Source organism: Profundibacter sp., assembly GCF_965277155.1.
Classification (GTDB): Bacteria; Pseudomonadota; Alphaproteobacteria; order Rhodobacterales; family Rhodobacteraceae; genus Profundibacter.
This window is the reverse complement of record NZ_CBDIBV010000010.1, coordinates 356,507-377,299: the sequence shown is the minus strand read 5'-3', so window position 1 is coordinate 377,299 and position 20,793 is coordinate 356,507. Positions and strand designations below refer to the sequence as shown.

General features: G+C 57.9%; 20 protein-coding genes and 3 pseudogenes. 12 read left to right on the top strand and 11 right to left on the bottom strand.

Annotation, left to right across the window (positions count from 1 at the left end; genetic code table 11):
• The first annotated feature begins 20 nt into the window (after positions 1-20).
• The gene (locus ACQY4M_RS09745) at positions 21-1,271 is read left to right on the top strand and encodes an IS256 family transposase (RefSeq protein ID WP_428543518.1); all 1,251 of its coding nucleotides are present in this window, start codon (positions 21-23) and stop codon (positions 1,269-1,271) included.
• A 173-nt stretch (positions 1,272-1,444) separates the two neighbouring features.
• Here the strand turns inward: ACQY4M_RS09745 and ACQY4M_RS09740 are convergent, their stop codons facing one another.
• Genes ACQY4M_RS09740 through ACQY4M_RS09730 form a run of 3 tightly spaced genes read right to left on the bottom strand, consistent with a single transcriptional unit; the run spans position 1,445 to position 3,262 of the window.
• On the bottom strand, positions 1,445-2,515 hold the full coding sequence (locus ACQY4M_RS09740; RefSeq protein WP_428543516.1) for a 5-(carboxyamino)imidazole ribonucleotide synthase: 1,071 nt from the start codon (positions 2,513-2,515) through the stop codon (positions 1,445-1,447).
• Positions 2,508-2,996, bottom strand: coding sequence for a 5-(carboxyamino)imidazole ribonucleotide mutase (gene purE / locus ACQY4M_RS09735; RefSeq protein WP_428543514.1), 489 nt, complete (start codon positions 2,994-2,996; stop codon positions 2,508-2,510). The genes ACQY4M_RS09740 and purE overlap by 8 nt, the downstream gene beginning before the upstream one ends.
• Before the next feature lie 47 nt (positions 2,997-3,043).
• Complete coding sequence (locus ACQY4M_RS09730; RefSeq protein WP_428543512.1) at positions 3,044-3,262, bottom strand: YdcH family protein; 219 nt, start codon at positions 3,260-3,262, stop codon at positions 3,044-3,046.
• Positions 3,263-3,436: 174 nt separating this feature from the next.
• Here ACQY4M_RS09730 and ACQY4M_RS09725 point away from each other — a divergent pair, with 174 nt between their 5' ends.
• From ACQY4M_RS09725 to trxC, 5 genes are all read left to right on the top strand, one after another.
• Positions 3,437-3,850 carry an Hsp20 family protein gene (locus ACQY4M_RS09725; protein WP_428543510.1) on the top strand — a complete coding sequence of 138 codons (414 nt, stop codon included), beginning with the start codon at positions 3,437-3,439 and terminating at the stop codon, positions 3,848-3,850.
• Positions 3,851-3,860: 10 nt separating this feature from the next.
• Positions 3,861-4,082 (top strand): DUF1150 family protein, encoded by a 222-nt coding sequence (locus ACQY4M_RS09720; protein WP_428543508.1) that lies wholly within the window; start codon positions 3,861-3,863, stop codon positions 4,080-4,082.
• The gene (locus ACQY4M_RS09715) at positions 4,082-4,963 is read left to right on the top strand and encodes a PhzF family phenazine biosynthesis protein (protein ID WP_428543506.1); all 882 of its coding nucleotides are present in this window, start codon (positions 4,082-4,084) and stop codon (positions 4,961-4,963) included. The genes ACQY4M_RS09720 and ACQY4M_RS09715 overlap by 1 nt, the downstream gene beginning before the upstream one ends.
• A 341-nt stretch (positions 4,964-5,304) precedes the next feature.
• Positions 5,305-6,255: an IS110 family transposase gene (locus tag ACQY4M_RS09710; RefSeq protein WP_428543504.1), complete on the top strand. Its 951-nt coding sequence runs from the start codon at positions 5,305-5,307 to the stop codon at positions 6,253-6,255.
• On the top strand, positions 6,234-6,680 hold the full coding sequence (gene trxC / locus ACQY4M_RS09705) for a thioredoxin TrxC (protein WP_428543502.1): 447 nt from the start codon (positions 6,234-6,236) through the stop codon (positions 6,678-6,680). The genes ACQY4M_RS09710 and trxC overlap by 22 nt, the downstream gene beginning before the upstream one ends.
• Before the next feature lie 100 nt (positions 6,681-6,780).
• Here trxC and ACQY4M_RS09700 read toward each other — a convergent pair whose 3' ends face one another.
• Entirely contained in the window at positions 6,781-7,149 is a 369-nt protein-coding gene (locus ACQY4M_RS09700; RefSeq protein WP_428543500.1) for a TusE/DsrC/DsvC family sulfur relay protein, read from the bottom strand.
• Positions 7,150-7,294: 145 nt separating this feature from the next.
• Between ACQY4M_RS09700 and ACQY4M_RS09695 the strand changes: the two genes are divergently transcribed.
• Entirely contained in the window at positions 7,295-7,600 is a 306-nt protein-coding gene (locus ACQY4M_RS09695) for a DUF4282 domain-containing protein (RefSeq protein WP_428543498.1), read from the top strand.
• A 137-nt stretch (positions 7,601-7,737) separates the two neighbouring features.
• Here the strand turns inward: ACQY4M_RS09695 and ACQY4M_RS09690 are convergent.
• The 4 genes and pseudogenes from ACQY4M_RS09690 to ACQY4M_RS09675 form a co-directional block, all read right to left on the bottom strand.
• Positions 7,738-8,870, bottom strand: a protein-coding gene (locus ACQY4M_RS09690; RefSeq protein WP_428539245.1) for an IS3 family transposase whose coding sequence is annotated in 2 segments (ribosomal slippage) — positions 7,738-8,618 and positions 8,618-8,870 — 1,134 coding nt in all. Because the reading frame shifts where the segments join, the coding sequence is not laid out codon by codon here.
• 15 nt (positions 8,871-8,885) lie between these two features.
• On the bottom strand, positions 8,886-9,281 hold the full coding sequence (locus ACQY4M_RS09685) for a hypothetical protein (RefSeq protein ID WP_428543496.1): 396 nt from the start codon (positions 9,279-9,281) through the stop codon (positions 8,886-8,888).
• Positions 9,282-9,285: 4 nt separating this feature from the next.
• Positions 9,286-11,715 carry an ATP-dependent helicase HrpB gene (gene hrpB / locus ACQY4M_RS09680; protein ID WP_428544479.1) on the bottom strand — a complete coding sequence of 810 codons (2,430 nt, stop codon included), beginning with the start codon at positions 11,713-11,715 and terminating at the stop codon, positions 9,286-9,288.
• A 226-nt stretch (positions 11,716-11,941) separates the two neighbouring features.
• Positions 11,942-12,217 (bottom strand): annotated as a pseudogene (locus ACQY4M_RS09675) (transposase); the annotation flags it as partial.
• A gap of 98 nt (positions 12,218-12,315) precedes the next feature.
• Here ACQY4M_RS09675 and ACQY4M_RS09670 point away from each other — a divergent pair.
• A complete protein-coding gene (locus ACQY4M_RS09670; RefSeq protein WP_428539582.1) occupies positions 12,316-13,542 on the top strand; it encodes an IS256 family transposase in 1,227 nt (408 codons plus the stop codon).
• Between the two features lie 11 nt (positions 13,543-13,553).
• Here the strand turns inward: ACQY4M_RS09670 and ACQY4M_RS09665 are convergent.
• Positions 13,554-14,591 (bottom strand): annotated as a pseudogene (locus ACQY4M_RS09665) (IS256 family transposase); the annotation flags it as partial.
• A gap of 459 nt (positions 14,592-15,050) precedes the next feature.
• Between ACQY4M_RS09665 and ACQY4M_RS09660 the strand changes: the two are divergent.
• Together ACQY4M_RS09660 and meaB are read left to right on the top strand one after the other, a co-directional pair.
• Positions 15,051-15,665, top strand: a complete 615-nt coding sequence (locus tag ACQY4M_RS09660; RefSeq protein WP_428543494.1) for an SH3 domain-containing protein — start codon at positions 15,051-15,053, stop codon at positions 15,663-15,665.
• Positions 15,666-15,925: 260 nt separating this feature from the next.
• Positions 15,926-16,894 carry a methylmalonyl Co-A mutase-associated GTPase MeaB gene (gene meaB / locus ACQY4M_RS09655; protein ID WP_428543492.1) on the top strand — a complete coding sequence of 323 codons (969 nt, stop codon included), beginning with the start codon at positions 15,926-15,928 and terminating at the stop codon, positions 16,892-16,894.
• A gap of 18 nt (positions 16,895-16,912) precedes the next feature.
• On the opposite strand, the gene ACQY4M_RS09650 is transcribed toward meaB, so the two are convergent.
• Together ACQY4M_RS09650 and ACQY4M_RS09645 are read right to left on the bottom strand one after the other, a co-directional pair.
• A complete protein-coding gene (locus ACQY4M_RS09650) occupies positions 16,913-17,572 on the bottom strand; it encodes a DUF533 domain-containing protein (RefSeq protein WP_428543490.1) in 660 nt (219 codons plus the stop codon).
• Between the two features lie 25 nt (positions 17,573-17,597).
• The gene (locus ACQY4M_RS09645) at positions 17,598-18,254 is read right to left on the bottom strand and encodes an IS1595 family transposase (protein WP_428544476.1); all 657 of its coding nucleotides are present in this window, start codon (positions 18,252-18,254) and stop codon (positions 17,598-17,600) included.
• 494 nt (positions 18,255-18,748) lie between these two features.
• On the opposite strand from ACQY4M_RS09645, the pseudogene ACQY4M_RS09640 reads away from it, so the two are divergent.
• Both ACQY4M_RS09640 and ACQY4M_RS09635 read left to right on the top strand, forming a co-directional pair.
• Positions 18,749-19,447, top strand: a pseudogene (locus ACQY4M_RS09640) (ABC transporter transmembrane domain-containing protein); the annotation flags it as partial.
• 93 nt (positions 19,448-19,540) lie between these two features.
• Positions 19,541-20,767: an IS256 family transposase gene (locus tag ACQY4M_RS09635; RefSeq protein WP_428539582.1), complete on the top strand. Its 1,227-nt coding sequence runs from the start codon at positions 19,541-19,543 to the stop codon at positions 20,765-20,767.
• Positions 20,768-20,793: the final 26 nt, after the last annotated feature.

Genomic DNA, 20,793 nt, shown 5'->3' with positions numbered 1-20,793 from the left:
GCCAACCCGGGGGAATCCCGATGTTATGCAGAGGTCTTTTGGAGTTTACCGATCCAGCCGGAATTTCACCTGATCCGCTGACGGATATCTTGCGCAAAGGCGCGCGGGATCTGTTGGCACAGGCGGTCGAGGCCGAGGTTTGTGATCTGATGGCGCAACACGCGCATTTGAGGGATTCGGCCGGTCGCCAGCGCCTTGTTCGCCACGGATACCTGCCGGAGCGCGAGGTGATGACGGGGATCGGCCCTGTCCCGGTGAATGTGCCTCGGGTGCGTGATCGTGGCACGGGGGCGGAGAAGATCAGGTTCACCTCGACGCTTCTGCCGCCGTATCTGCGCCGGGCAAAGTCGGTCGAGGAGTTGTTGCCCTGGCTCTATCTCAAAGGTATTTCCACGGGTGATTTCGGCGAAGCACTGGCGGCCCTTCTGGGGCCTGATGCGGGTGGTTTGACATCGAGCACGATTTCGCGCCTGAAGGCGGAGTGGTGGGCAGAATACGAGCGTTGGAACCGGCGTGACCTGTCGGCCAAACGCTATGTGTATTTCTGGGCCGACGGGGTTTATTTCAAGCCGCGCACGGATGCTGACAAGCAATGCATGCTGGTGATCATCGGCGCGGACGAGTGGGGTAACAAGGATGTTCTGGGCCTCGTGGACGGGTATCGAGAAAGCAGCCAGAGCTGGCGTGAACTGCTGCTGGACTTGCAACGTCGTGGCCTCAGAAAAGCCCCTGATCTGGCCGTTGGTGATGGCGCGCTCGGCTTCTGGAACGCCTTGCGGGAGGTGTTCGGTGAGACCCGGGAGCAGCGCTGCTGGGTGCATAAAACCGGCAACGTCCTGAATGCCATGCCGAAGTCGCTGCAAGCCAAAGCCAAGGGCCATCTACAGGACATCTGGATGGCCGAGAACAAACGGGACGCCGAGGCCGCGTTCAATTTCTTCATCGAAGCCTATGGCGTGAAATACGAGCGTGCCGTGGGGAAGCTGACCAAGGACCGGGACGTGCTGCTGACCTTCTACGACTTCCCTGCCGAGCACTGGAAACACATCCGCACATCCAACCCCATCGAAAGCATATTTGCCACCGTGCGGCACCGAACGAAGAAGACCAAAGGCTGCCTCGGGCGCAAGACCGCCTTGGCAATGACCTTCCGCCTGATGATGTCGGCAAAGAAGAAATGGCGTAAACTCGACGGCGCATTCCGATTGCCGGAAATCATCGAAGGGGTTGAATTTAAGGACGGGATCAAGCAGGAAAAACATGCCGCCTGATTACTGCGTCACCAACTTTTGGGCATAGCTCGTGATTGCGCAGGTGAAACTGTTTCTGCAAAACGGCGCATTTGATCGCAACCTGAGTTACGCGGATGCGGTGCGGCTGAGTTTTCCGTAGCTGCATAAGATTCTATGCGCTGCGCGCGGCAGGTATTTAAGGCAAGAAGAAGTCAGGACGTGGTGATCCGGTTGACGTGGCCCATTTTGCGGCCTGGTCTGGTTTCGGATTTGCCGTAGAGGTGGATGGCGGCGTTGCCTTCCCTGGCGATCTCGGGCAGGCGGTCCATGTCGTTGCCGATCAGATTTTCCATGGTCACATCGCAGTGGCGTTTGCCATCGCCCAGCGGCCAGCCCGCAATGGCGCGGATGTGTTGCTCAAACTGGTCAATCGCGCAGCCCTGTTGTGTCCAGTGGCCGGAATTATGCACCCGCGGAGCGATTTCATTGACGATCAGCCCTTGTGGCGTGACGAACAGCTCTACCCCCATAATGCCGACGTAATCCAGCTCATTCAGGATGCGCGCTGCCAGCAGCACCGCGTCGGTGGCCTGGGCTGTGGTCAGGCGGGCGGGGACGGTGGTGGTGTGCAGAATGCCGTCTTTGTGGACGTTTTCGCCGGGGTCAAAGCAGGCGATGTCGCCGTGCTGACCACGGGCGGCGATGACGGAAACCTCGTGGCTGAAATCTATGAACCCTTCCAGCAGGGCGGGGGCGCCGGCCATATCGGTGATGGCCTGTCCTGCGTCCGCAGGTGTCATGATCCGTGCCTGTCCTTTGCCGTCATAGCCAAAGCGACGGGTTTTCAGGATGGCGGGGGTGCCCACGGTGGCAAGCGCTGTTTGCAGCTCATCCGCTGTATCAACGGCAGCAAAGGGGGCCGTGTTCAGGCCAAGGGTTTGCAGGAATTCCTTTTCCGTTAGACGGTCTTGTGATGTGGCCAGCGCGCGGCGGTTCGGGTGGATCGGGCGCAGAGCCTCGAGCGTGTCCAGTGCCGCTGTCGGGATGTTTTCGAATTCATAGGTGATGACATCGACCGATTTGGCAAAGGCGGTCAGTGCCGCCAGATCGTCATAGGCGGCGGTGGTGATGCGGTCGGCGACATGGCCTGCGGGCGGGTTGGCGCCGGGTTCAAAGATATGGGTGATGAAGCCAAGCCGCGTGGCCGCGACCGAAAGCATCCGGCCCAGTTGCCCGCCGCCAAGGATGCCGATGGTAGCGCCGGTGGAAAGGGGGTTAGTCATCTGATGGCTCATCCGCAATCGAGGCCGAAAGGGCGGCGCGCCATGTGTCAAGGCGGGCGGCAAGATCTGCATCGTTCAGGGCAAGGATACCGGCGGCCATAAGTCCTGCGTTGGCGGCACCGGCGACACCAATGGCCATGGTGGCGACGGGGAACCCTTTGGGCATCTGCACGATGGAATAGAGGCTGTCGACGCCCGACAAGGCGCGGGTTTGCACCGGCACGCCGATCACCGGAATTCGGGTTTTACTGGCCATCATACCGGGCAGATGGGCGGCCCCGCCAGCGCCTGCAATGATCACCTGCAGGCCACGATCCGCGGCGGTTTTGCCATAATCCCAGAGCCGGTCGGGAGTGCGATGGGCGGATACGATCTTTGTCTCGTAATCCAGCCCCAGTTCGTCCAGAATATCAGCGGCGTTTTTCATTGTGCCCCAGTCCGACTGACTGCCCATAATGATGCCGATTTTTGCCTGTGTCATTGTGCATCCCCTGCTGAATGAGCGCGCACTATACCTGCCCGCGAATATTACGCAATGATGTCCGGTGTCAGCTCGTCCTCGATCCTTGCGATCTGGTCTTTCAGTCGCAATTTTTGCGCCTTCAGGCGGCGGATGGTCAGTTGATCGGCGCGACGCAATTCGACAAGGGCCTGAATCGCCTCGTCCAGATCGCGGTGTTCCTGACGTAAAACTTCAAGTTCGACGCGCAGCACCTCTTCGTGGGACATTTCAACGGGGGTGGTCATGCGGGTGGATTTACCTGTGAGTCGGTTACTTTAGCGTTATGAATAGCCGCTTTTTTGCAGTGCGGGAAGGGTTTGATCCCTTGCAGGGGGCGGCATGACTGCCCATATTATACCCATACGGGTTGCTGCATGGCGGGACCTGAATGGAATGGTCGCTTGATAAAGGACAAATCGATGACGAAACTGACACTGACGACGCACCCTTTCCTGTTGGGGTTTGACCAATTGGAACGACTGGTGGAACGCACCGCGAAAGCGGGCAATGACGGCTATCCGCCGTATAACATCGAACAAACTTCGGAAAACAGTTACCGGATTACGCTGGCCGTTGCAGGCTTTGGTGAAGATGATCTGTCGATCACGGTTGAGGACCGGCAGTTGGTGGTGCGTGGGCGTCAATCGGACACGGACGAGGACCGCGTGTTCCTGCATCGCGGCATCGCGGCACGGCAATTCCAGAAAAGCTTTGTTTTGGCCGAAGGGGTAGAGGTGGGCGCGGCTGTGGTTGAAAACGGATTGCTGCATATTGATCTGGAGCGGGCCGAGCCGGAAAAGATTGTGCAGACCATTCCGATTAACAGGACATAAGGAGCGCGTGATGGACACCCCGTTTGATTTCGGAATCAAAGGCAACATTGTCTATATCAAGCCGGTCGATGTGGCCGACCTGCCCAAAGAGGTGCGCGACGAAGTTGGCGACCTTAAGCAGATGTATGCAGTTTTCTCTGCAGAAGGCGAGCAGCTGGCGCTGGTGCGCGACCGTAATATGGCGTTTTTTCTGGCGCGGCAGAATGACTTGGCACCGGTGACGGTTCACTAATGACATACACGTTTGACTGGGTGGATGCCTTTACCACGCGCCCCTTTGGCGGCAATGCCTGTGTGGTGGTGCATGGGGCCGAGGGGTTGAGCCTTGAGCAGCGTTTGGCGCTGGTGAAGGAAACCTCGTTATCGGAATGTGCCTATCTGGTTGGCTCGGATATGGCCGATTTCGGGGCGCGTTATTATGTGGCGCATCAGGAAATTCTGATGGCCGGGCATCCGACGATTGCCACTGTTACATCGCTGCTGGATCGCGGTCTGGTGTCGCTGCTGGACGGACGGGCGCAATTCACGCTCGAGGTCGGGGCGGGGGTGTTGCCGATCACGGTTGCGGACGAGGTGATCACAATGACCCAGCCTGCGCCGGTGTTTGGCCAAACCCATGATCCGGCGGAAATTGCAGCACTTTACGGATTATCGGCGGATGACATCATCGGTGTGCCACAGACGGTATCCACCGGCACGCCGTTTTGCATTGCCGTGCTGCGCAGCAAGGGTGCGTTGCGCCGCGCCAAATTGGATTTGAACCGTTTGGCAGCCTATCATTCAGCGCGCGGATTGGGGGCTGACAAGGCGATGGAGCCGTTTTTGGTGGTGCGCGAGGGCGAGACAGAGGCAGGGGATACGTTTTCACGCCTGTTGTTACCACTACCGATGCCGCCCGAGGATCCGTTTACCGGATCGGCGACGGGGTGCATGGCCGCTTATCTGTGGCACCACGGATTGATCGAAACCCCGCGTTTTGTGGCCGAGCAGGGCCACTGGATGGGTCGCCCCGGATCGGCGCAGGTTGAAGTGATGGGCCCGCGCGAGGCCCCGAGCGGCGTTATGGTTGGCGGTCAGGGCGTGGTCCTGATGCGCGGCGAATTGGCGCTGTAACGGGCAAGCGGGTGGAAATTTTACGCCGTGCGATTATGTGCAGGGCAACCAAGATACGGATCAGGAGATAGAGAAATGAGCAAACTACTGAAATGCACCTGTCTTATATGTTTGTCATTGACAAGAATTCGGAGAATTGAGGTTGCTGATGTACATGTGGGATTATGGGCAAAGGTGTAGCCTTGTCCATTAACCCACATGCGTCGGCAGCGGCGGGCGGATCGACATCCTGTCTTGGTTTTGAGAGCCGGGTCCCAGCATGATCGCCCGCCGTTTTGGTCTGCCGTCCTGAACAGGTGACCGGGACTCAATCCCGAATCCATAAGAGTAGGAGAAGACCAATGACAAACCCCGACAAGGCAATCTATGTGGGCATAGATGTTAGCAAGAATCGTTTGGATGTTTACGTCCATCCGACCGGAACAAGCCTTCAAGTTCGCAATGACAAGAGCGGCCATAAGAAACTCGCACGAAAGCTGGTTTCTCTTGATCCGCGTCAGATCATCCTGGAAGCCACGGGCCGGTATCACCGCGCCTGTGCGCGCGCGCTCCATGCCCGGGGCCTTCCCGTCGCTGTTGTGAACCCTTTCCGTGCCCATCAATTCGCGGCGTTCAAAGGCCAGCTGGCCAAGACAGACAGCATTGATGCCCGCACACTCGCGTTCTTTGGTTCCGAAGGCCACGCGCTGACAACGCAGCCAAAACCCGAGCATCTTCAAAGACTTGAGGATCTGATGGTCGCTCGCAATCAGAATACCCGCCTTCAAACCATGATCTCTAACCAGAACTCCGTCCAGGTCGAAAAGGATTTGCGTCGTCAGGGTTTAGAGAAACTTGCTCTGCTGAAACGACAAAATGAAGAGATTGATACAGCCATGCGGGGTATCATCGAAGCAGATCCCGCCTTGGCTGCCCGCTTCACGATCCTCAAGTCCGTGCCGGGTGTAGGGGATCTGACGGCTATTTCCCTCATCGCCAGCATGCCCGAGCTGGGAATGTGCTCTCCGAAGCAGGCAGCCAGTCTGATCGGGGTTGCGCCATTCAATCGTGAAAGCGGCACTCTGCGTGGAAACCCGGCAATTAGAGGGGGGCGTACGGCATTACGCAAAATTCTCTACATGTCTGCACTGTCAGCGATCAGGGTCAATGGCCCGCTAAAATCGTTTTACCAACGATTGGTCGAAAACGGAAAACCTGCCAAAGTCGCGCTTGTCGCCGTTCTACGCAAGCTCGTCACAATCCTGAACGCCCTAGTCAGGGAGAACCGACCGTGGCGTACCAAAGTCAGTTGACATCTGGAACACAGGTGCTGGAGTGCGGCGCAGTCAGCCGTTTTCCGGCAGACAAGATTGGCGACAGACCGAAATGCGGCAAATGCGGCGCATGGCTGATCACCGGCAAGGTGGCCGAGATTGATCTGGCGACACTGAACAAGGCGGCCAAGAATGACGATGTGCCGCTGGTGGTGGATTTTTGGGCGCCGTGGTGTGGCCCGTGCCGGATGATGGCACCGCAGTTCAAAATGGCGGCGGAAAAGATGCAGCCGCATGTGCGCTTTGCCAAGAACAACACCGAAGAACACCCCAATGCCTCGCAACGCTATAACATTCGCGGGATTCCGACGATGGCGTTGTTCAAGGGCGGGCGCGAAGTGGCGCGGCAGTCCGGCGCAATGCAGTCGCCGCAGATTCAGGCTTGGGTGAGCAGCAAAGCCTAAAATGTCATTCCCGCGCAAGCTGGGACCGCCAAAAGCACATGCCAAGTTTAGAGAGGTCCCCGCTTGCGCGGGGATGACAATGCGCGGGGATGACAATGCCTTAACCCGTTGACCACGCCCGTGGCTGCTTCATACCGGCCATCTTGATGGCTTGGCCGGTATAGCCATAGGGGAACAGTTCATACAGAACTGCCTTGGCACCGGTCTTGTTAACTCCGTTGCGTTTGGCGATGTATTTGAACACGAAACGCACATCCGGCATGATGCCGTGTTCTTCTTCGGAATCGCGGATGAATTTGATGATCTCGTGATGCAGCGGGGTCAGGGTGATGCCCTCTTGCTCGGCGCGGTATTCGGTGAATTCCGGCGTCCAGTCATGCTGATCGGTCAGATAGCCATTGCCATCCACCTTGACCTTTTTGCCCGAAGGCAGGGTGAGTTCGGTAATCTTGTCCGGTAGGGTCCGCATCTTGTTTCCTTGCTCGTGTCTGTTGGGTGCGGGTCAGGATAAGGGGCATCAAGGGGGTGTCTTTGAGATAGATCAAGTTGCGACCAAAGGGGGCGAAGGCCTGCTGATTGCTTGAATTTGGCATCACGGCGGGTTTAATGGGCACATGTATGATTTCCTGAGCTTTGAAAGTTTTATCGCGCCCGCCGTGCTGTTGGTCTGTTATTACCTTGGTGCGGTGGGTATCCCGCTGGCTGCGGTGCTGCTGGTGCGCAAACTGGCACAATTGTTTCCGGCCCTTGGCGGGGCTGCGGATCAGGCCAAAGCGGCCATCCCGCGCAAGTACCGGCTGCGGATTTATCTGGCGATGGCGGTGATGTTCCTGTGCATGGAAATCGTCTGGCGGATGATGTTCGAGGCGATGATCGGCTATTTCCAGATGCGCGATGCGCTGGTGGGGATGGCGGGGTAGGATTATCTTTTTTCGTTACCTTTCTTCACTCTTAGATGTGCAATGTATTTTGGTTTAAGGGGACCGGCGACTTCTCCAGAGGTGGTCCCACTTTTTTGACCAGTCAGCAGCCAGTTTAAGATGGATCAGGGTTTCATTTAGGCTGCCAAACTCATTGGTTTTGTTTTTCTGTCATAGGCTTCATCCGGGGTCAATATTCCGTGGGTGGAATGCGGGCGCTCGGTGTTGTAGTAAGCCAACCATTTCCCGATCCCGGCGCGGGTCTGCGAACCCGTTTCAAATGCGTTGAGGTAAATGCATTCGTATTTCAAGGATCGCCAAAGCCGCTCGATCATCCGGTTATCGACCCAGCGACCTTTGCCATCCATCGAGATTTTCACGTCGGCTTCTTTCAGCGCCTGCGTCCATTCAAACCCGGTGAACTGGCTGCCCTGGTCGCTGTTCATGATATCGGGCTTGCCGTATTTGGCCATAGCCTCTTTCAGGGCTTCAACGCAAAAATCTGCCTCCATGCTGTTTGACAATCTCCAGCTCAAAACCTTGCGGCTGTGCCAGTCCATGATCGCGACCAAATAGAGGAACCCGCGCTGCATCGGAATGTAGGTGATATCTACGCACCACACATGGTTTGGACGATCAATCGTCAGGTCTCGCAGCAGATACGGGTAGATCTTATGCTGCGGATGTTTCTTGCTCGTGTTGGGCGTCTGGTAGATCGGAACCAACCGCATCAGCCGCATCAAACGGCGGACCCTGTGGCGACCACACTTGTAACCTTGGCGCTGCATGTGCCGGGCCATTTGCCGTGATCCATACCACGGCGTCTGCAAGAATTGCTTGTCGATTATTGTCATGAACCGCAAATTTTCAGCACTTTCGCCTTTTGGCTGGTAATACAGGTTCGAGCGCGCCAGAGAAAGTAGCCCGCATTGTCGTCGCACACTCAGATCATGCTCACGGCTCACCATTTTTTGCCTCGCTTCCCGAGCAACTGTTGCGAGGCGTTGGCTAAAAAATCCCGTTCCACGACCAGCTGACCAATCTTGGAGTGCAGCTTCTCAATCTGGGCTTCATCAACCCGATCAGGATCACGGCCCCGTCTGGAAAATGCCGTGGCCATGTTTTCAATCGCTGCTCGTTTCCATGTGCCAATCTGGGTTGGATGCACACCATACTTCTTCGACAGCTCCGCCATCGTCATTTCCTCGCGGATTGCTTCAAGCGCAACGCGGGCTTTGAATTCGGGAGAATGGTTCTTTCGTTTCGTCATTTTGAATCGTCTTTCTCATAAGTCGATCCACCTTAACAACTGGTCCGAATTTCCGCGACCACCTCTTCCTTCTGGCAATTCATATCCACATTCGACGCACATCTTTGCCTTTGGTGTACGCAAGGGCTTGTCGCAAGATGGACAAACCGCGCCGAGCCTTGATAAACGCACACCATAGAGTTCCTCGGGGTGATCCAGCCTTTGTCCACATATTTGAAAATACCGCTCAAGGGCTTCTTGGCCGCGCGGTTCGTATTTTCGGGCATCTTCCAAACTGCATCCGGTTTCTTTTATATAAGCCATGATGAAACTGCTTCTTGATTTTATCAGTTCTTCGACTTCCTGCCATTCATCTTCATCAAGTAACGGCACAGTTTTCCTTATCAAATAGCTGTATAGAAGATAGGCCATGGTTTCATTTCCCTCTCGGTTTTGCCCGCAATGTCGGATCGGCCTTGGTCGGGTCCTCGGGCCATGGGTGTTTCGGGTAACGCGCGCGCATGTCTTTGCGCACGTCGGCATATGAACTGGCCCAGAATCCCGGAATGTCCATTGTGGTCTGCACTGGCCTGCGGGCGGGGGACAGCAGGGTGACGCGCAGGGGGGTGTGGCCGACTTTGGGATGACTGGTGACGCCGAACATTTCCTGCAGGCGCAAGGAAATCTCGGGGGCTTCGCCGGAGTAATCAATCGGAGTTTTGTTGCCTAGAGGGGTGGTGAAATGCGCCGGCGCTTCACGATCCAGACGCTGCATCTGGTCCCACGTCAGGATGCTGCGCAAGGGTTCCAGCAGGTTCAGCCCTTTCAAATCAGCAGCGGTTTTGATGCCGGTCAGGTAAGGCAGCAGCCAGTCGTCAATCGTATCCATCAGCGCATCATCGGTAAATTCCGGCATCCCGTCCACCAGCAGCACCCGCGCCTGAAACCGGCGGGCGGCATCACGCCACGGCAGGCCCAGATCGCGCACCCCGTCCAGCATGGCACGCGCCAGCGCCTCGTCCGGTGCATCGCGCCAGATGCGGTCCGACAGCACCAGCGCGCCGAACACTTCTTGCTGTCGTGCAACCACGCGTCGCATCCGTTTGCTCCATTCGCAATGGTCGCGCCAAGTGATCCGGTTGCCGTAAAGGGAGCGCAAACCGGCTTCGGAAATTTCCACCGCCTGCCGGATGCGGGCCTCGCGCGCATCGCCATCCAGATCGGTGGCGACCAGCAAGCGGCCCCCCGCCATCGGGTCGTCCTCGCGCATCATCGCCCCTTTGCCACCGGACAAAACCCAGCGCGGCGTGTCCCCCTTGCGGCGCAGACCGATGCGGTCGGGATAGGCCAGCGCCGCCATTTCGCCCAGTGACAGGCGCTCAGCAGTTTTGCCACGGCGCAGGCGCTTGGCTTCAGCGCGGATGCGGTGGATTGGTCCGGCGTTGGCCTGATATGGCCGTTCTGCGCTAAAACGCTTCAGATCGGTCAGCGCTTCTATCCGCAGGGCCAGATCAACCGGTGCCCCGCGCAACGGGTCGCGTTCGGCCAGCAACGCCGCCAGCAGCGCTGCCTGATCCCCCGCCACAGCCACCATATGCGCCAAACGCGGGTGCAGGGGCAGCGCGGCCAAGGCGCGGCCATGATCGGTGATCCGCCCGCTATCATCCAGCGCGCCCAGTTGTGTTAGCAACGCTTTGGCCTCGGCATAGGCGCCGGGGTTGGGCGGGGTCAGCAGGGCCAGATCATCGGTGCTACCCGCCCCCCACAGCGCCAGTTCCAGCACCAGTCCGGTCAGATCAGCAGCCTCGATTTCGGCGGGGGGAAAGGGGGCCATGCCGCCCTCTTCGCCCTTGGTCCACAGCCGGTAACAGGTGCCCTCGGCCACACGCCCCGCGCGGCCACGGCGCTGGGTGGCTTCGGCTTTGGTCACCCGTTCGGTCACCAGCCGCGACATGCCCGAGGCAGGATCGAACCGCGCGCGCCGCGCCTGCCCGCAATCGACCACCACGCGGATATCGGCAATGGTCAGCGAGGTTTCGGCAATCGCAGTGGCCAGCACGATCTTGCGACCCGATTGGGCGGGGGCGATGGCGGCGCGCTGGGCCTTGAAATCCATTGCGCCGAACAGGGGGTGGACGTGGCAATCTGCGGGCAGGTCCGACAACATCCCCTCCAGGCGCCGGATTTCACCTTCGCCCGGAAGGAACACCAGCACGCCGCCACTTGTTTCGGCCACGGCCTGTTTCACCAGCGCTGCGGCGGCATCGGGCAGGCGCTTGCCCTTGGGCAGGGGCCGGTCCAGCCAGCGGGTTTCAACGGGGTAAGAGCGCACTTGGGATGTGATCACCGGCGCATCATCCAGCAGGGCGGCGACGGGTTCGGCGTCCAGCGTGGCGGACATCACCAGCAGCAGCAGATCCTCGCGCAAGGCGCCGCGCACCTCCCACGTCAGGGCCAGCCCCAGATCGGCGTTCAGGGACCGTTCGTGGAATTCGTCAAAGATCACCGCATCGATGCCGTCAAGCGACGGGTCGGACTGGATCATGCGGGTCAGGATGCCTTCGGTGACGACTTCGATGCGGGTCGCCTTGGAGACCTTGGCCTCGCCCCGTATGCGGTAGCCAACAGTCGCGCCCACCTTTTCGCCCAAGGTCTGCGCCATCCGTTCCGCCGCCGCGCGGGCGGCCAGACGGCGGGGTTCCAGCATCAGGATGCGGCCCTTGCACAGATCGGCCTTTAGCATCGCCAAAGGCACCCGCGTGGTTTTACCGGCCCCCGGCGGCGCTTGCAGCACCGCGCGGCCATGATCGCGTAGGGCGGGGATCAGGGCGGGCAGGGCATCATCAATGGGCAAGCGGGTTGTCATAAGGGTGTTATCGGGGATGGGCGCAAGGAATGCCACTTAATAGCTGATAAACCTTGGCGGTTTGTTCTGGTTGAGTAAAACAAACAGAAAGGCTAAAATCCGCGCAGAAATAAAATAGTAAAGGAACGAGTGACATGATTGTATGGAGTGGGTGGGGCTTTCTGGTCGTCGTAATAGCAATTGGCGGGGCCGTTAGAGCTATGCCCAAAAGTTGGTGACGCAGTAATCAGGCGGCATGTTTTTCCTGCTTGATCCCGTCCTTAAATTCAACCCCTTCGATGATTTCCGGCAATCGGAATGCGCCGTCGAGTTTACGCCATTTCTTCTTTGCCGACATCATCAGGCGGAAGGTCATTGCCAAGGCGGTCTTGCGCCCGAGGCAGCCTTTGGTCTTCTTCGTTCGGTGCCGCACGGTGGCAAATATGCTTTCGATGGGGTTGGATGTGCGGATGTGTTTCCAGTGCTCGGCAGGGAAGTCGTAGAAGGTCAGCAGCACGTCCCGGTAGTGTCGCGAGTTTGGTGGAAATTCGAGGACGGCGTAATCTCCGGGTGCATCGAAGCCACCCAACCGGCGGCTGGAACCGCCAAGGAGATCACGCCATGACAAAGAATACAGCAACATCGACATCCGCGCTACTGGCCAATGAAGCAGGCTATGACCCGATTGAAGACCGGCTGCGCCAGAACATCCGCGCGACGATCGAGGCGGTTTTCGAAGAGGAGCTGGAGCAGTTTCTGGGCCGTTGCCGGTATGGCCGCAGCGGCGGGGCAAAGGCCGGATACCGCCACGGGCATCGCGAGCGGCAACTGGTCGGAACATTTGGAACCGAAACGGTGCGCGTGCCGCGTGCGCGGATCACAGGCGAGGCCGGCAAGGCCAGAGAATGGCGCTCGAAGGCATTGCCCCGCTACCAGCGGCTGACGAAGAAGGCCGAGGCGCTGATCGCTGCTGTCTACCTTTCGGGCACCAACACACGGCGGGTAAAACGCGCCCTGTTCGGCCTGTTTCAGGGGGCGGTCAGCAAGGATGTGGTGAGCCGCGCCTGGCGCAAGGTGAAGGTGGACTGGCAGGCGTGGTGCGCCCGCAGCCTTGCGGATGAAGACATCGTGCGGCTGATCCTGGACGGCACCGTGATCAAAACGCGGATTGACAGGAAGGCCACCAATATCTCGGTTCTGGCCGCGATTGGCGTGCGCCGGGATGGGCAGAAGGTCTTGTTATCACTGATGAACATGGGCGGCGAAAGCACCTCCGCCTGGCGTCAGTTCATCAACGATCTGGATGCGCGCGGGTTGAAACGGCCCGAATTTGTCATCGTGGACGGGGCACCGGGACTTGAGGTCGCTCTCATTGCCCTCTGGGGTGAAGATCTGCCGATCCAGAGGTGCACGGTGCACAAGCACCGCAACCTTCTGGCCAAGGCACCCAAGCGTATGCATGATGAGTTGACAGAAGATTACCGCGACATGATCTACGCCAAAACACCCGAGGAAATCGCCACCCGCCGCAAGGCATTTCTGCGAAAATGGCGGCTGAAATGCAAGGCCGTCGCTGACAGCTTGGAAGAAGCAGGAGATAAGCTTTTCACCTTCACGCGTCTGCCACAAGGCCAGTGGAAATCGGCCAGAACGACAAATGCGATCGAACGCCTGAACGAGGAATTCCGCCGCCGCATCAAGACCCAGACCGTGCTGCCATGCGCCGAGACCGTGCCGATGCTGCTTTGGGCTCTGATGGCCTCGGGGCAGATCGTCATGCGAAAGGTCGATGGCTGGGAAACGCTCGCTCAGCCCGTCGCCGACGCAACCCTTGACCAAGCCGCCTGACCGGCGCATAACTCAACCCGCTCGGAGGTGCCTGAAATCAATTTCCACCACTTTCGAGACACAACCACGTCCCGGTCCTTGGTCAGCTTCCCCACGGCACGCTCGTATTTCACGCCATAGGCTTCGATGAAGAAATTGAACGCGGCCTCGGCGTCCCGTTTGTTCTCGGCCATCCAGATGTCCTGTAGATGGCCCTTGGCTTTGGCTTGCAGCGACTTCGGCATGGCATTCAGGACGTTGCCGGTTTTATGCACCCAGCAGCGCTGCTCCCGGGTCTCACCGAACACCTCCCGCAAGGCGTTCCAGAAGCCGAGCGCGCCATCACCAACGGCCAGATCAGGGGCTTTTCTGAGGCCACGACGTTGCAAGTCCAGCAGCAGTTCACGCCAGCTCTGGCTGCTTTCTCGATACCCGTCCACGAGGCCCAGAACATCCTTGTTACCCCACTCGTCCGCGCCGATGATCACCAGCATGCATTGCTTGTCAGCATCCGTGCGCGGCTTGAAATAAACCCCGTCGGCCCAGAAATACACATAGCGTTTGGCCGACAGGTCACGCCGGTTCCAACGCTCGTATTCTGCCCACCACTCCGCCTTCAGGCGCGAAATCGTGCTCGATGTCAAACCACCCGCATCAGGCCCCAGAAGGGCCGCCAGTGCTTCGCCGAAATCACCCGTGGAAATACCTTTGAGATAGAGCCAGGGCAACAACTCCTCGACCGACTTTGCCCGGCGCAGATACGGCGGCAGAAGCGTCGAGGTGAACCTGATCTTCTCCGCCCCCGTGCCACGATCACGCACCCGAGGCACATTCACCGGGACAGGGCCGATCCCCGTCATCACCTCGCGCTCCGGCAGGTATCCGTGGCGAACAAGGCGCTGGCGACCGGCCGAATCCCTCAAATGCGCGTGTTGCGCCATCAGATCACAAACCTCGGCCTCGACCGCCTGTGCCAACAGATCCCGCGCGCCTTTGCGCAAGATATCCGTCAGCGGATCAGGTGAAATTCCGGCTGGATCGGTAAACTCCAAAATAGTATCGTCTTCCATGTGGCATATCCTTTTCTCTCTGAGAATCGCGGCGCGTCAACACCGCCATGATATGCCACCCAATCACCCCATCACCAACTTTCGGGCATTACTCGGGCCGTTATTGGGCAAATTGTTCTGGGGGACCGTTACGGGATCGGGATTGGTTTTTTGTTGGCGGCCGCGGTGAATTTTATAGTTGGCCGCAAATTGAATGATCCGTCCAAAGACAAGATCGTAGTCGATGAACAAACCGGCGAGCGGATTGCATTGAAAAGCCGCTCTACATTGTTCTTCATTCCTATGGAATATTGGTCAATTCTGCTTGTCGGTGTCGCTATTGTCAGCTTTCTGGGGAAGTAATTAAACACTGCTCCACCGAAGCCATAACAACGCACGGTATGATTTCTAACCGATGCAATGGTCATTTTTACCGGATACTATTTGCAGGTTTATCGGGTTTACATAAGGGATATGATGATGCGGTTGCTGATGTTGCTTGTGATCCTGACTGGGTTCGTTCCATACTCGGTCTGGGCGCGCCCCTATATCCCCGGTTTGTTAAAGGTGACCGATGGCAAGGCGCAAAACGTGCGCAAATCCCCCGATGTAACGTCTGAAATCGTCGGCACCCTTGCCCATGACAGAAAAACGGTCGAGGTGGTGGCACTAAGCAAGGATCGGGAATGGGGGCTGGTCAATAGCGATGATATGTCGATTGGGTGGGTGCCATTGCAGGCATTGGAACAGGTGGCCCCCGATCCTGTCGCAACCGATTTCGAACGTAATTTGACCTGTTTCGGGGACGAGCCATTCTGGACGCTGGTTTCTACGGACAAAGGGGGAATTACCCTGTCCTACGAAGGTGAAACCGTTGAATATAAACGCAGCTTTGCGCCGCTTCTTGCCCAAAATCGCGGGTTTGAACGGCAAGTGATAGTTGCGGGGGCGGATAACGTGGAAATCACCGGCTTTCTGATGCCGCAGCAATGCCGCCCGCTGGAAGGCGTGTTCGGCTTTCGCTTTGATCTGTTGCGCAGGGGCAAGGGCGCACCGGTGCTCTTGTCTGGTTGTTGCACGCTCGGCGAAATGTAGGGTGGGGTTCACCCCACCGCCCGCTGCATCTGCACCTCACCCTCAACCGAACGATCCGTCTGCGGCAAGACCTCTGGCAGCGCCAGTGCAATTGCCAGTAAAACCATCAACCCGATCATTTTCATCATATTCAAACGTGCAATTTTGATGTTCCTTCTTTCTTTGCCATGTGCCTTGGGCTTATGATGCGACCAAGCGGGCGGGCTAACCAATATCGGCCCGCTGTTATCGGATAACGGGCAGGAAAAGGGCAGCCGCCTATGGATATTTCAGACCTTGCAAGCCGCGTGATCAATGGTGAGCGCCGCGCCTTGGCTCGCGCGATCACCCTGATCGAAAGTGCACGCGATGATCACCGCGAACAGGCGACCGCCCTGCTTGAGGCCGTAAAAGGTGCGGGACGTCAGGCGTTGCGCATCGGGCTGTCCGGCACGCCTGGCGTTGGCAAATCCACCTTTATCGAAGCCTTTGGCGTGATGCTGACAGGACAGGGCAAACGCGTGGCGGTGCTGGCGGTGGATCCGTCCTCGACCCGTTCGGGCGGGTCCATTTTGGGCGATAAAACCCGCATGGAACGGCTGTCACGCGACCCCAACGCCTTTATCCGCCCTTCGCCCAGCCAGACCGCGCTGGGCGGTGTGGCGCGGCGCACCCGCGAGGCGGTGATGCTGTGCGAGGCGGCGGGCTTTGACATTGTGCTGATCGAAACCGTCGGCGTGGGGCAATCGGAAACCATGGTGGCCGATATGTCGGACCTGTTTGTTCTGCTGCTGGCCCCTGCGGGCGGGGATGAATTACAGGGTGTGAAACGCGGTATCATGGAAATCGCCGACCTGATCCTGATCAACAAAGCCGACGGTGATCTGCTGCCCGCCGCCACCCGCACCTGTGCCGATTATGCCGGTGCCCTGCGACTGCTTCGCAAACGGTCGCAGGATCCTGACGGCTTTCCCAAGGCGATGCTGGTGTCTGCCCTGTCAGGTGACGGGCTTGAAACTGCATGGGACGAAATGCAGACCCTGACACAATGGCGCAAGGAAAACGGCCACTGGGACGCGATGCGCGCCCGTCAGGCCCGCCACTGGTTCGAGGAAGAGGTGCGGCTGGGGTTGCTTGCGCAACTGGACAACGGGGCTGTGCGCGAGCGGCTGGAGCAACTGGGGCAGGCCGTGGCCAAAGGCGAAATCACTGCCACCAATGCCGCACGGGAATTGTTGCAGGGGCTGTAAAGATTAGGGGTCTACGCCCTAGCGATCGTCGCGCACATCTTCGACGATACGGCGGACCGTATCGGCATCCACCCCCAGCGCCTGTGCGGTTTTGATAAAGAACTCGTGCTCGGAATCTACAATCTGCCCGTCCGCTGCGATCACGGCGAACACGGCCTTTAGCACCAGTTCCTTTTCAACCGGTCCCAGTCCGGCCCCGAAGGCCTTGAATTCACTGTCCGTTGGTTTAGCCGAGGCTTTCGAGATGATCAGACGAATGCGATCTTCGGCCAGTTCTTCGCCGGTCATCTGTTTCGCGATTTCGGCGATTGTTGCCACTTCGCTGTCATCCAGTTCGCCATCCGAAATGGCGGCGTGGCACATTGCGTCTACGATTTGTGTTGCTACCACCGGCATCTGGCCCATTTGGGCCTTGCGGGCGGATTTGCGCTGCGCACCGCCTACGGATTTCAACAACAAGAACAGAACCAAAAGGGCAACCAATGCCAACCCGCCAAACCCGCTGGCGATCTGGTTCAGGGTCATTTTGGGTTTTTCAGGCAAATTCGCACTGATCTGCCCGTTGCTTTGGGCCTCTTTGAAGTCGGCTTCTGAAATGTCGTAATAGGTGTCACTATCACACCCGTTCGCGGCCAGCGCATAGCCATGCGATACGCGCCAGAAGCCCAGATAAAACAAATGGTATTGGGGCTGACCCAGATAACTACTTCAAGTAACGCTTAACCCATTGTCTTAGCTGCAATAACTGAGCTGAAGGGTCACTGTTGTTGAAACGCCACTCGCATTCCTTCAAATATAGCCCAAATTGGGCCTTGGGGACACCGTTAAATCGGCGCATGTAGCGCTTGGCTTGGTTCCAGAAATTCTCGATGCCATTGATGTGGTTGTGACGGTCTGCAAAGAGCTTGGAATGGTTGATGCGAAAGTGGTGGAAGTCTGACACATCCAGCACATTATAACCGCGCCAACAATCGGAATAGACGATGGAATCCGGCACGACTTTGCGCTCTATGATCGGGATCAGAGTGGCGGATTTGGCGTCCGGGATGATCTTGGTGTAAACCTTCCCACCCCTTTTTAATATACCAAAAACGGGAATTTTACCTGCCGCACCACGCCCGCGTTTACCTTTGCGTTTGCCGCCAAAGTAGCTTTCGTCCACTTCTATTTCTCCGCCGAACATAGCTTGGCTTTCCGCCTCCAGCTCATAGGCGATTATCTCGCGCAGGCGTAGAAAATAAAACGCTGCGGTCTTGCGGTTTACACCACACAAACTGGCTGCTGTTCGTGCTGTCGATCCCGAAACAAAATGCTCCGTAAGACGGTCTTGCTTGTAGTGGCTCAGGCGACTCTTTCTCATGCTTCCCATCATAACCTCTTTTTAGGTTATCTGGGTCAGCCCCATGGTATTTACTGGTGTAATGGCACAAGGCCAGCGGTTTGCCATTTGGCCCTTCGATGTCTGTGGTTTCAACCAGATCAAGCGAATCCTGTGTGCCATAGATGATCGGCAACCCCCGCGCATGCGCAGATGTGGGGAACCAGAACTGAAGGGCTGCGGTGAATAGGGCTATTGCAATAATTCGCATGGGAAACTCTCTGATCAAATACGCGTTTGCCAAACCCTAAGTTGCAGGCGTGCGCGGGTCAACTGTGGGTGTTATTTGCAGGCAAAAAACCACACCCCTTCCCAAAGTCGCCCAAATCGGATAGCGTGACCGAACAACAATGACGAGGATATGCCGATGATCTATTTCAGGACCCTACCGCGAGCGTAAACCGCCGGTCCTGTTGGGCTGGCCTTCGCCGCCCGATCATCCAAGTCAAATTTCCTACATTTTAAGAGCCTCTGTCATGTTCCGTTTCTTTGAAAACCTTGTCGACCCTTTTGCGCCATTTGATGAACAAACACCGCCCAAATCCCTGTGGGCCTATTTGCGCAGCCAATACGGCCCGTTCAAAAAGCTGATGATCTGGATGGCGCTGACCGGTGTTCTGGTGGCGATGGTGGAAACCGGCCTGATCTTTTATTCCGGCCGAGTGATCGACCTTATGAACGCCAGCACCACCGGCGAATTCTGGTCTGCGCACGGGGTTGAACTGCTGCTTGCCGCAATGTTCATCCTGTTCCTACGTCCCATTGCGATTGCCCTGAACAAGCTGTTTTTGGAGCAAGCCTTCGCTGGCAACATGCAAACTCAGGTGATGTGGCGGGCGCATAAACATCTGCTGGGGCAATCCTCGAGTTTTTTCCAGAACGATTTTGCCGGCCGGCTGGCCAACCGCGTCATGCAATTGCGCGTCGCGGTCGAGGATGTGACCTATATGTTTTTCGAGGGCATCTGGTATGCGCTGACTTATGTGATCAGCGCCATCCTGATCCTGTCGCAAATGGATGCGCGGCTGGGCCTGCCGCTGGCGCTGTGGGTGGTGGTTTATGTTGCCTATGTGCGTGTGATTTCGCGGCAGGTGGCCGTGGCGGGGGAAAAGCTGTCTGACAGCCGGTCACTGGTGACGGGACGGATTGTTGACAGCTATTCCAACATCGGTAGTGTCGCGAGTTTGGTGGAAATTCGAGGACGGCGTAATCTCCGGGTGCATCGAAGCCACCCAACCGGCGGCTGGAACCGCCAAGGAGATCACGCCATGACAAAGAATACAGCAACATCGACATCCGCGCTACTGGCCAATGAAGCAGGCTATGACCCGATTGAAGACCGGCTGCGCCAGAACATCCGCGCGACGATCGAGGCGGTTTTCGAAGAGGAGCTGGAGCAGTTTCTGGGCCGTTGCCGGTATGGCCGCAGCGGCGGGGCAAAGGCCGGATACCGCCACGGGCATCGCGAGCGGCAACTGGTCGGAACATTTGGAACCGAAACGGTGCGCGTGCCGCGTGCGCGGATCACAGGCGAGGCCGGCAAGGCCAGAGAATGGCGCTCGAAGGCATTGCCCCGCTACCAGCGGCTGACGAAGAAGGCCGAGGCGCTGATCGCTGCTGTCTACCTTTCGGGCACCAACACACGGCGGGTAAAACGCGCCCTGTTCGGCCTGTTTCAGGGGGCGGTCAGCAAGGATGTGGTGAGCCGCGCCTGGCGCAAGGTGAAGGTGGACTGGCAGGCGTGGTGCGCCCGCAGCCTTGCGGATGAAGACATCGTGCGGCTGATCCTGGACGGCACCGTGATCAAAACGCGGATTGACAGGAAGGCCACCAATATCTCGGTTCTGGCCGCGATTGGCGTGCGCCGGGATGGGCAGAAGGTCTTGTTATCACTGATGAACATGGGCGGCGAAAGCACCTCCGCCTGGCGTCAGTTCATCAACGATCTGGATGCGCGCGGGTTGAAACGGCCCGAATTTGTCATCGTGGACGGGGCACCGGGACTTGAGGTCGCTCTCATTGCCCTCTGGGGTGAAGATCTGCCGATCCAGAGGTGCACGGTGCACAAGCACCGCAACCTTCTGGCCAAGGCACCCAAGCGTATGCATGATGAGTTGACAGAAGATTACCGCGACATGATCTACGCCAAAACACCCGAGGAAATCGCCACCCGCCGCAAGGCATTTCTGCGAAAATGGCGGCTGAAATGCAAGGCCGTCGCTGACAGCTTGGAAGAAGCAGGAGATAAGCTTTTCACCTTCACGCGTCTGCCACAAGGCCAGTGGAAATCGGCCAGAACGACAAATGCGATCGAACGCCTGAACGAGGAATTCCGCCGCCGCATCAAGACCCAGACCGTGCTGCCATGCGCCGAGACCGTGCCGATGCTGCTTTGGGCTCTGATGGCCTCGGGGCAGATCGTCATGCGAAAGGTCGATGGCTGGGAAACGCTCGCTCAGCCCGTCGCCGACGCAACCCTTGACCAAGCCGCCTGACCGGCGCATAACTCAACCCGCTCGGA

Excerpts from the sequence above, each read along its gene's own strand:
- ACQY4M_RS09730 (WP_428543512.1), bottom strand. The coding sequence starts at position 3,262 with ATGACCACCCCCGTTGAAATGTCCCACGAAGAGGTGCTGCGCGTCGAA.
- ACQY4M_RS09695 (WP_428543498.1), top strand. The coding sequence starts at position 7,295 with ATGTATGATTTCCTGAGCTTTGAAAGTTTTATCGCGCCCGCCGTGCTG.
- ACQY4M_RS09725 (WP_428543510.1), top strand. The coding sequence starts at position 3,437 with ATGACGAAACTGACACTGACGACGCACCCTTTCCTGTTGGGGTTTGAC.
- purE (WP_428543514.1), bottom strand. The coding sequence starts at position 2,996 with ATGACACAGGCAAAAATCGGCATCATTATGGGCAGTCAGTCGGACTGG.
- ACQY4M_RS09700 (WP_428543500.1), bottom strand. The coding sequence starts at position 7,149 with ATGCGGACCCTACCGGACAAGATTACCGAACTCACCCTGCCTTCGGGC.
- ACQY4M_RS09720 (WP_428543508.1), top strand. The coding sequence starts at position 3,861 with ATGGACACCCCGTTTGATTTCGGAATCAAAGGCAACATTGTCTATATC.
- ACQY4M_RS09635 (WP_428539582.1), top strand. The coding sequence starts at position 19,541 with ATGACAAAGAATACAGCAACATCGACATCCGCGCTACTGGCCAATGAA.
- ACQY4M_RS09670 (WP_428539582.1), top strand. The coding sequence starts at position 12,316 with ATGACAAAGAATACAGCAACATCGACATCCGCGCTACTGGCCAATGAA.
- ACQY4M_RS09685 (WP_428543496.1), bottom strand. The coding sequence starts at position 9,281 with ATGGCCTATCTTCTATACAGCTATTTGATAAGGAAAACTGTGCCGTTA.
- ACQY4M_RS09745 (WP_428543518.1), top strand. The coding sequence starts at position 21 with ATGTTATGCAGAGGTCTTTTGGAGTTTACCGATCCAGCCGGAATTTCA.
- hrpB (WP_428544479.1), bottom strand. The coding sequence starts at position 11,715 with ATGACAACCCGCTTGCCCATTGATGATGCCCTGCCCGCCCTGATCCCC.
- ACQY4M_RS09660 (WP_428543494.1), top strand. The coding sequence starts at position 15,051 with ATGCGGTTGCTGATGTTGCTTGTGATCCTGACTGGGTTCGTTCCATAC.
- ACQY4M_RS09740 (WP_428543516.1), bottom strand. The coding sequence starts at position 2,515 with ATGACTAACCCCCTTTCCACCGGCGCTACCATCGGCATCCTTGGCGGC.
- ACQY4M_RS09715 (WP_428543506.1), top strand. The coding sequence starts at position 4,082 with ATGACATACACGTTTGACTGGGTGGATGCCTTTACCACGCGCCCCTTT.
- ACQY4M_RS09645 (WP_428544476.1), bottom strand. The coding sequence starts at position 18,254 with ATGAGAAAGAGTCGCCTGAGCCACTACAAGCAAGACCGTCTTACGGAG.
- meaB (WP_428543492.1), top strand. The coding sequence starts at position 15,926 with ATGGATATTTCAGACCTTGCAAGCCGCGTGATCAATGGTGAGCGCCGC.
- ACQY4M_RS09710 (WP_428543504.1), top strand. The coding sequence starts at position 5,305 with ATGACAAACCCCGACAAGGCAATCTATGTGGGCATAGATGTTAGCAAG.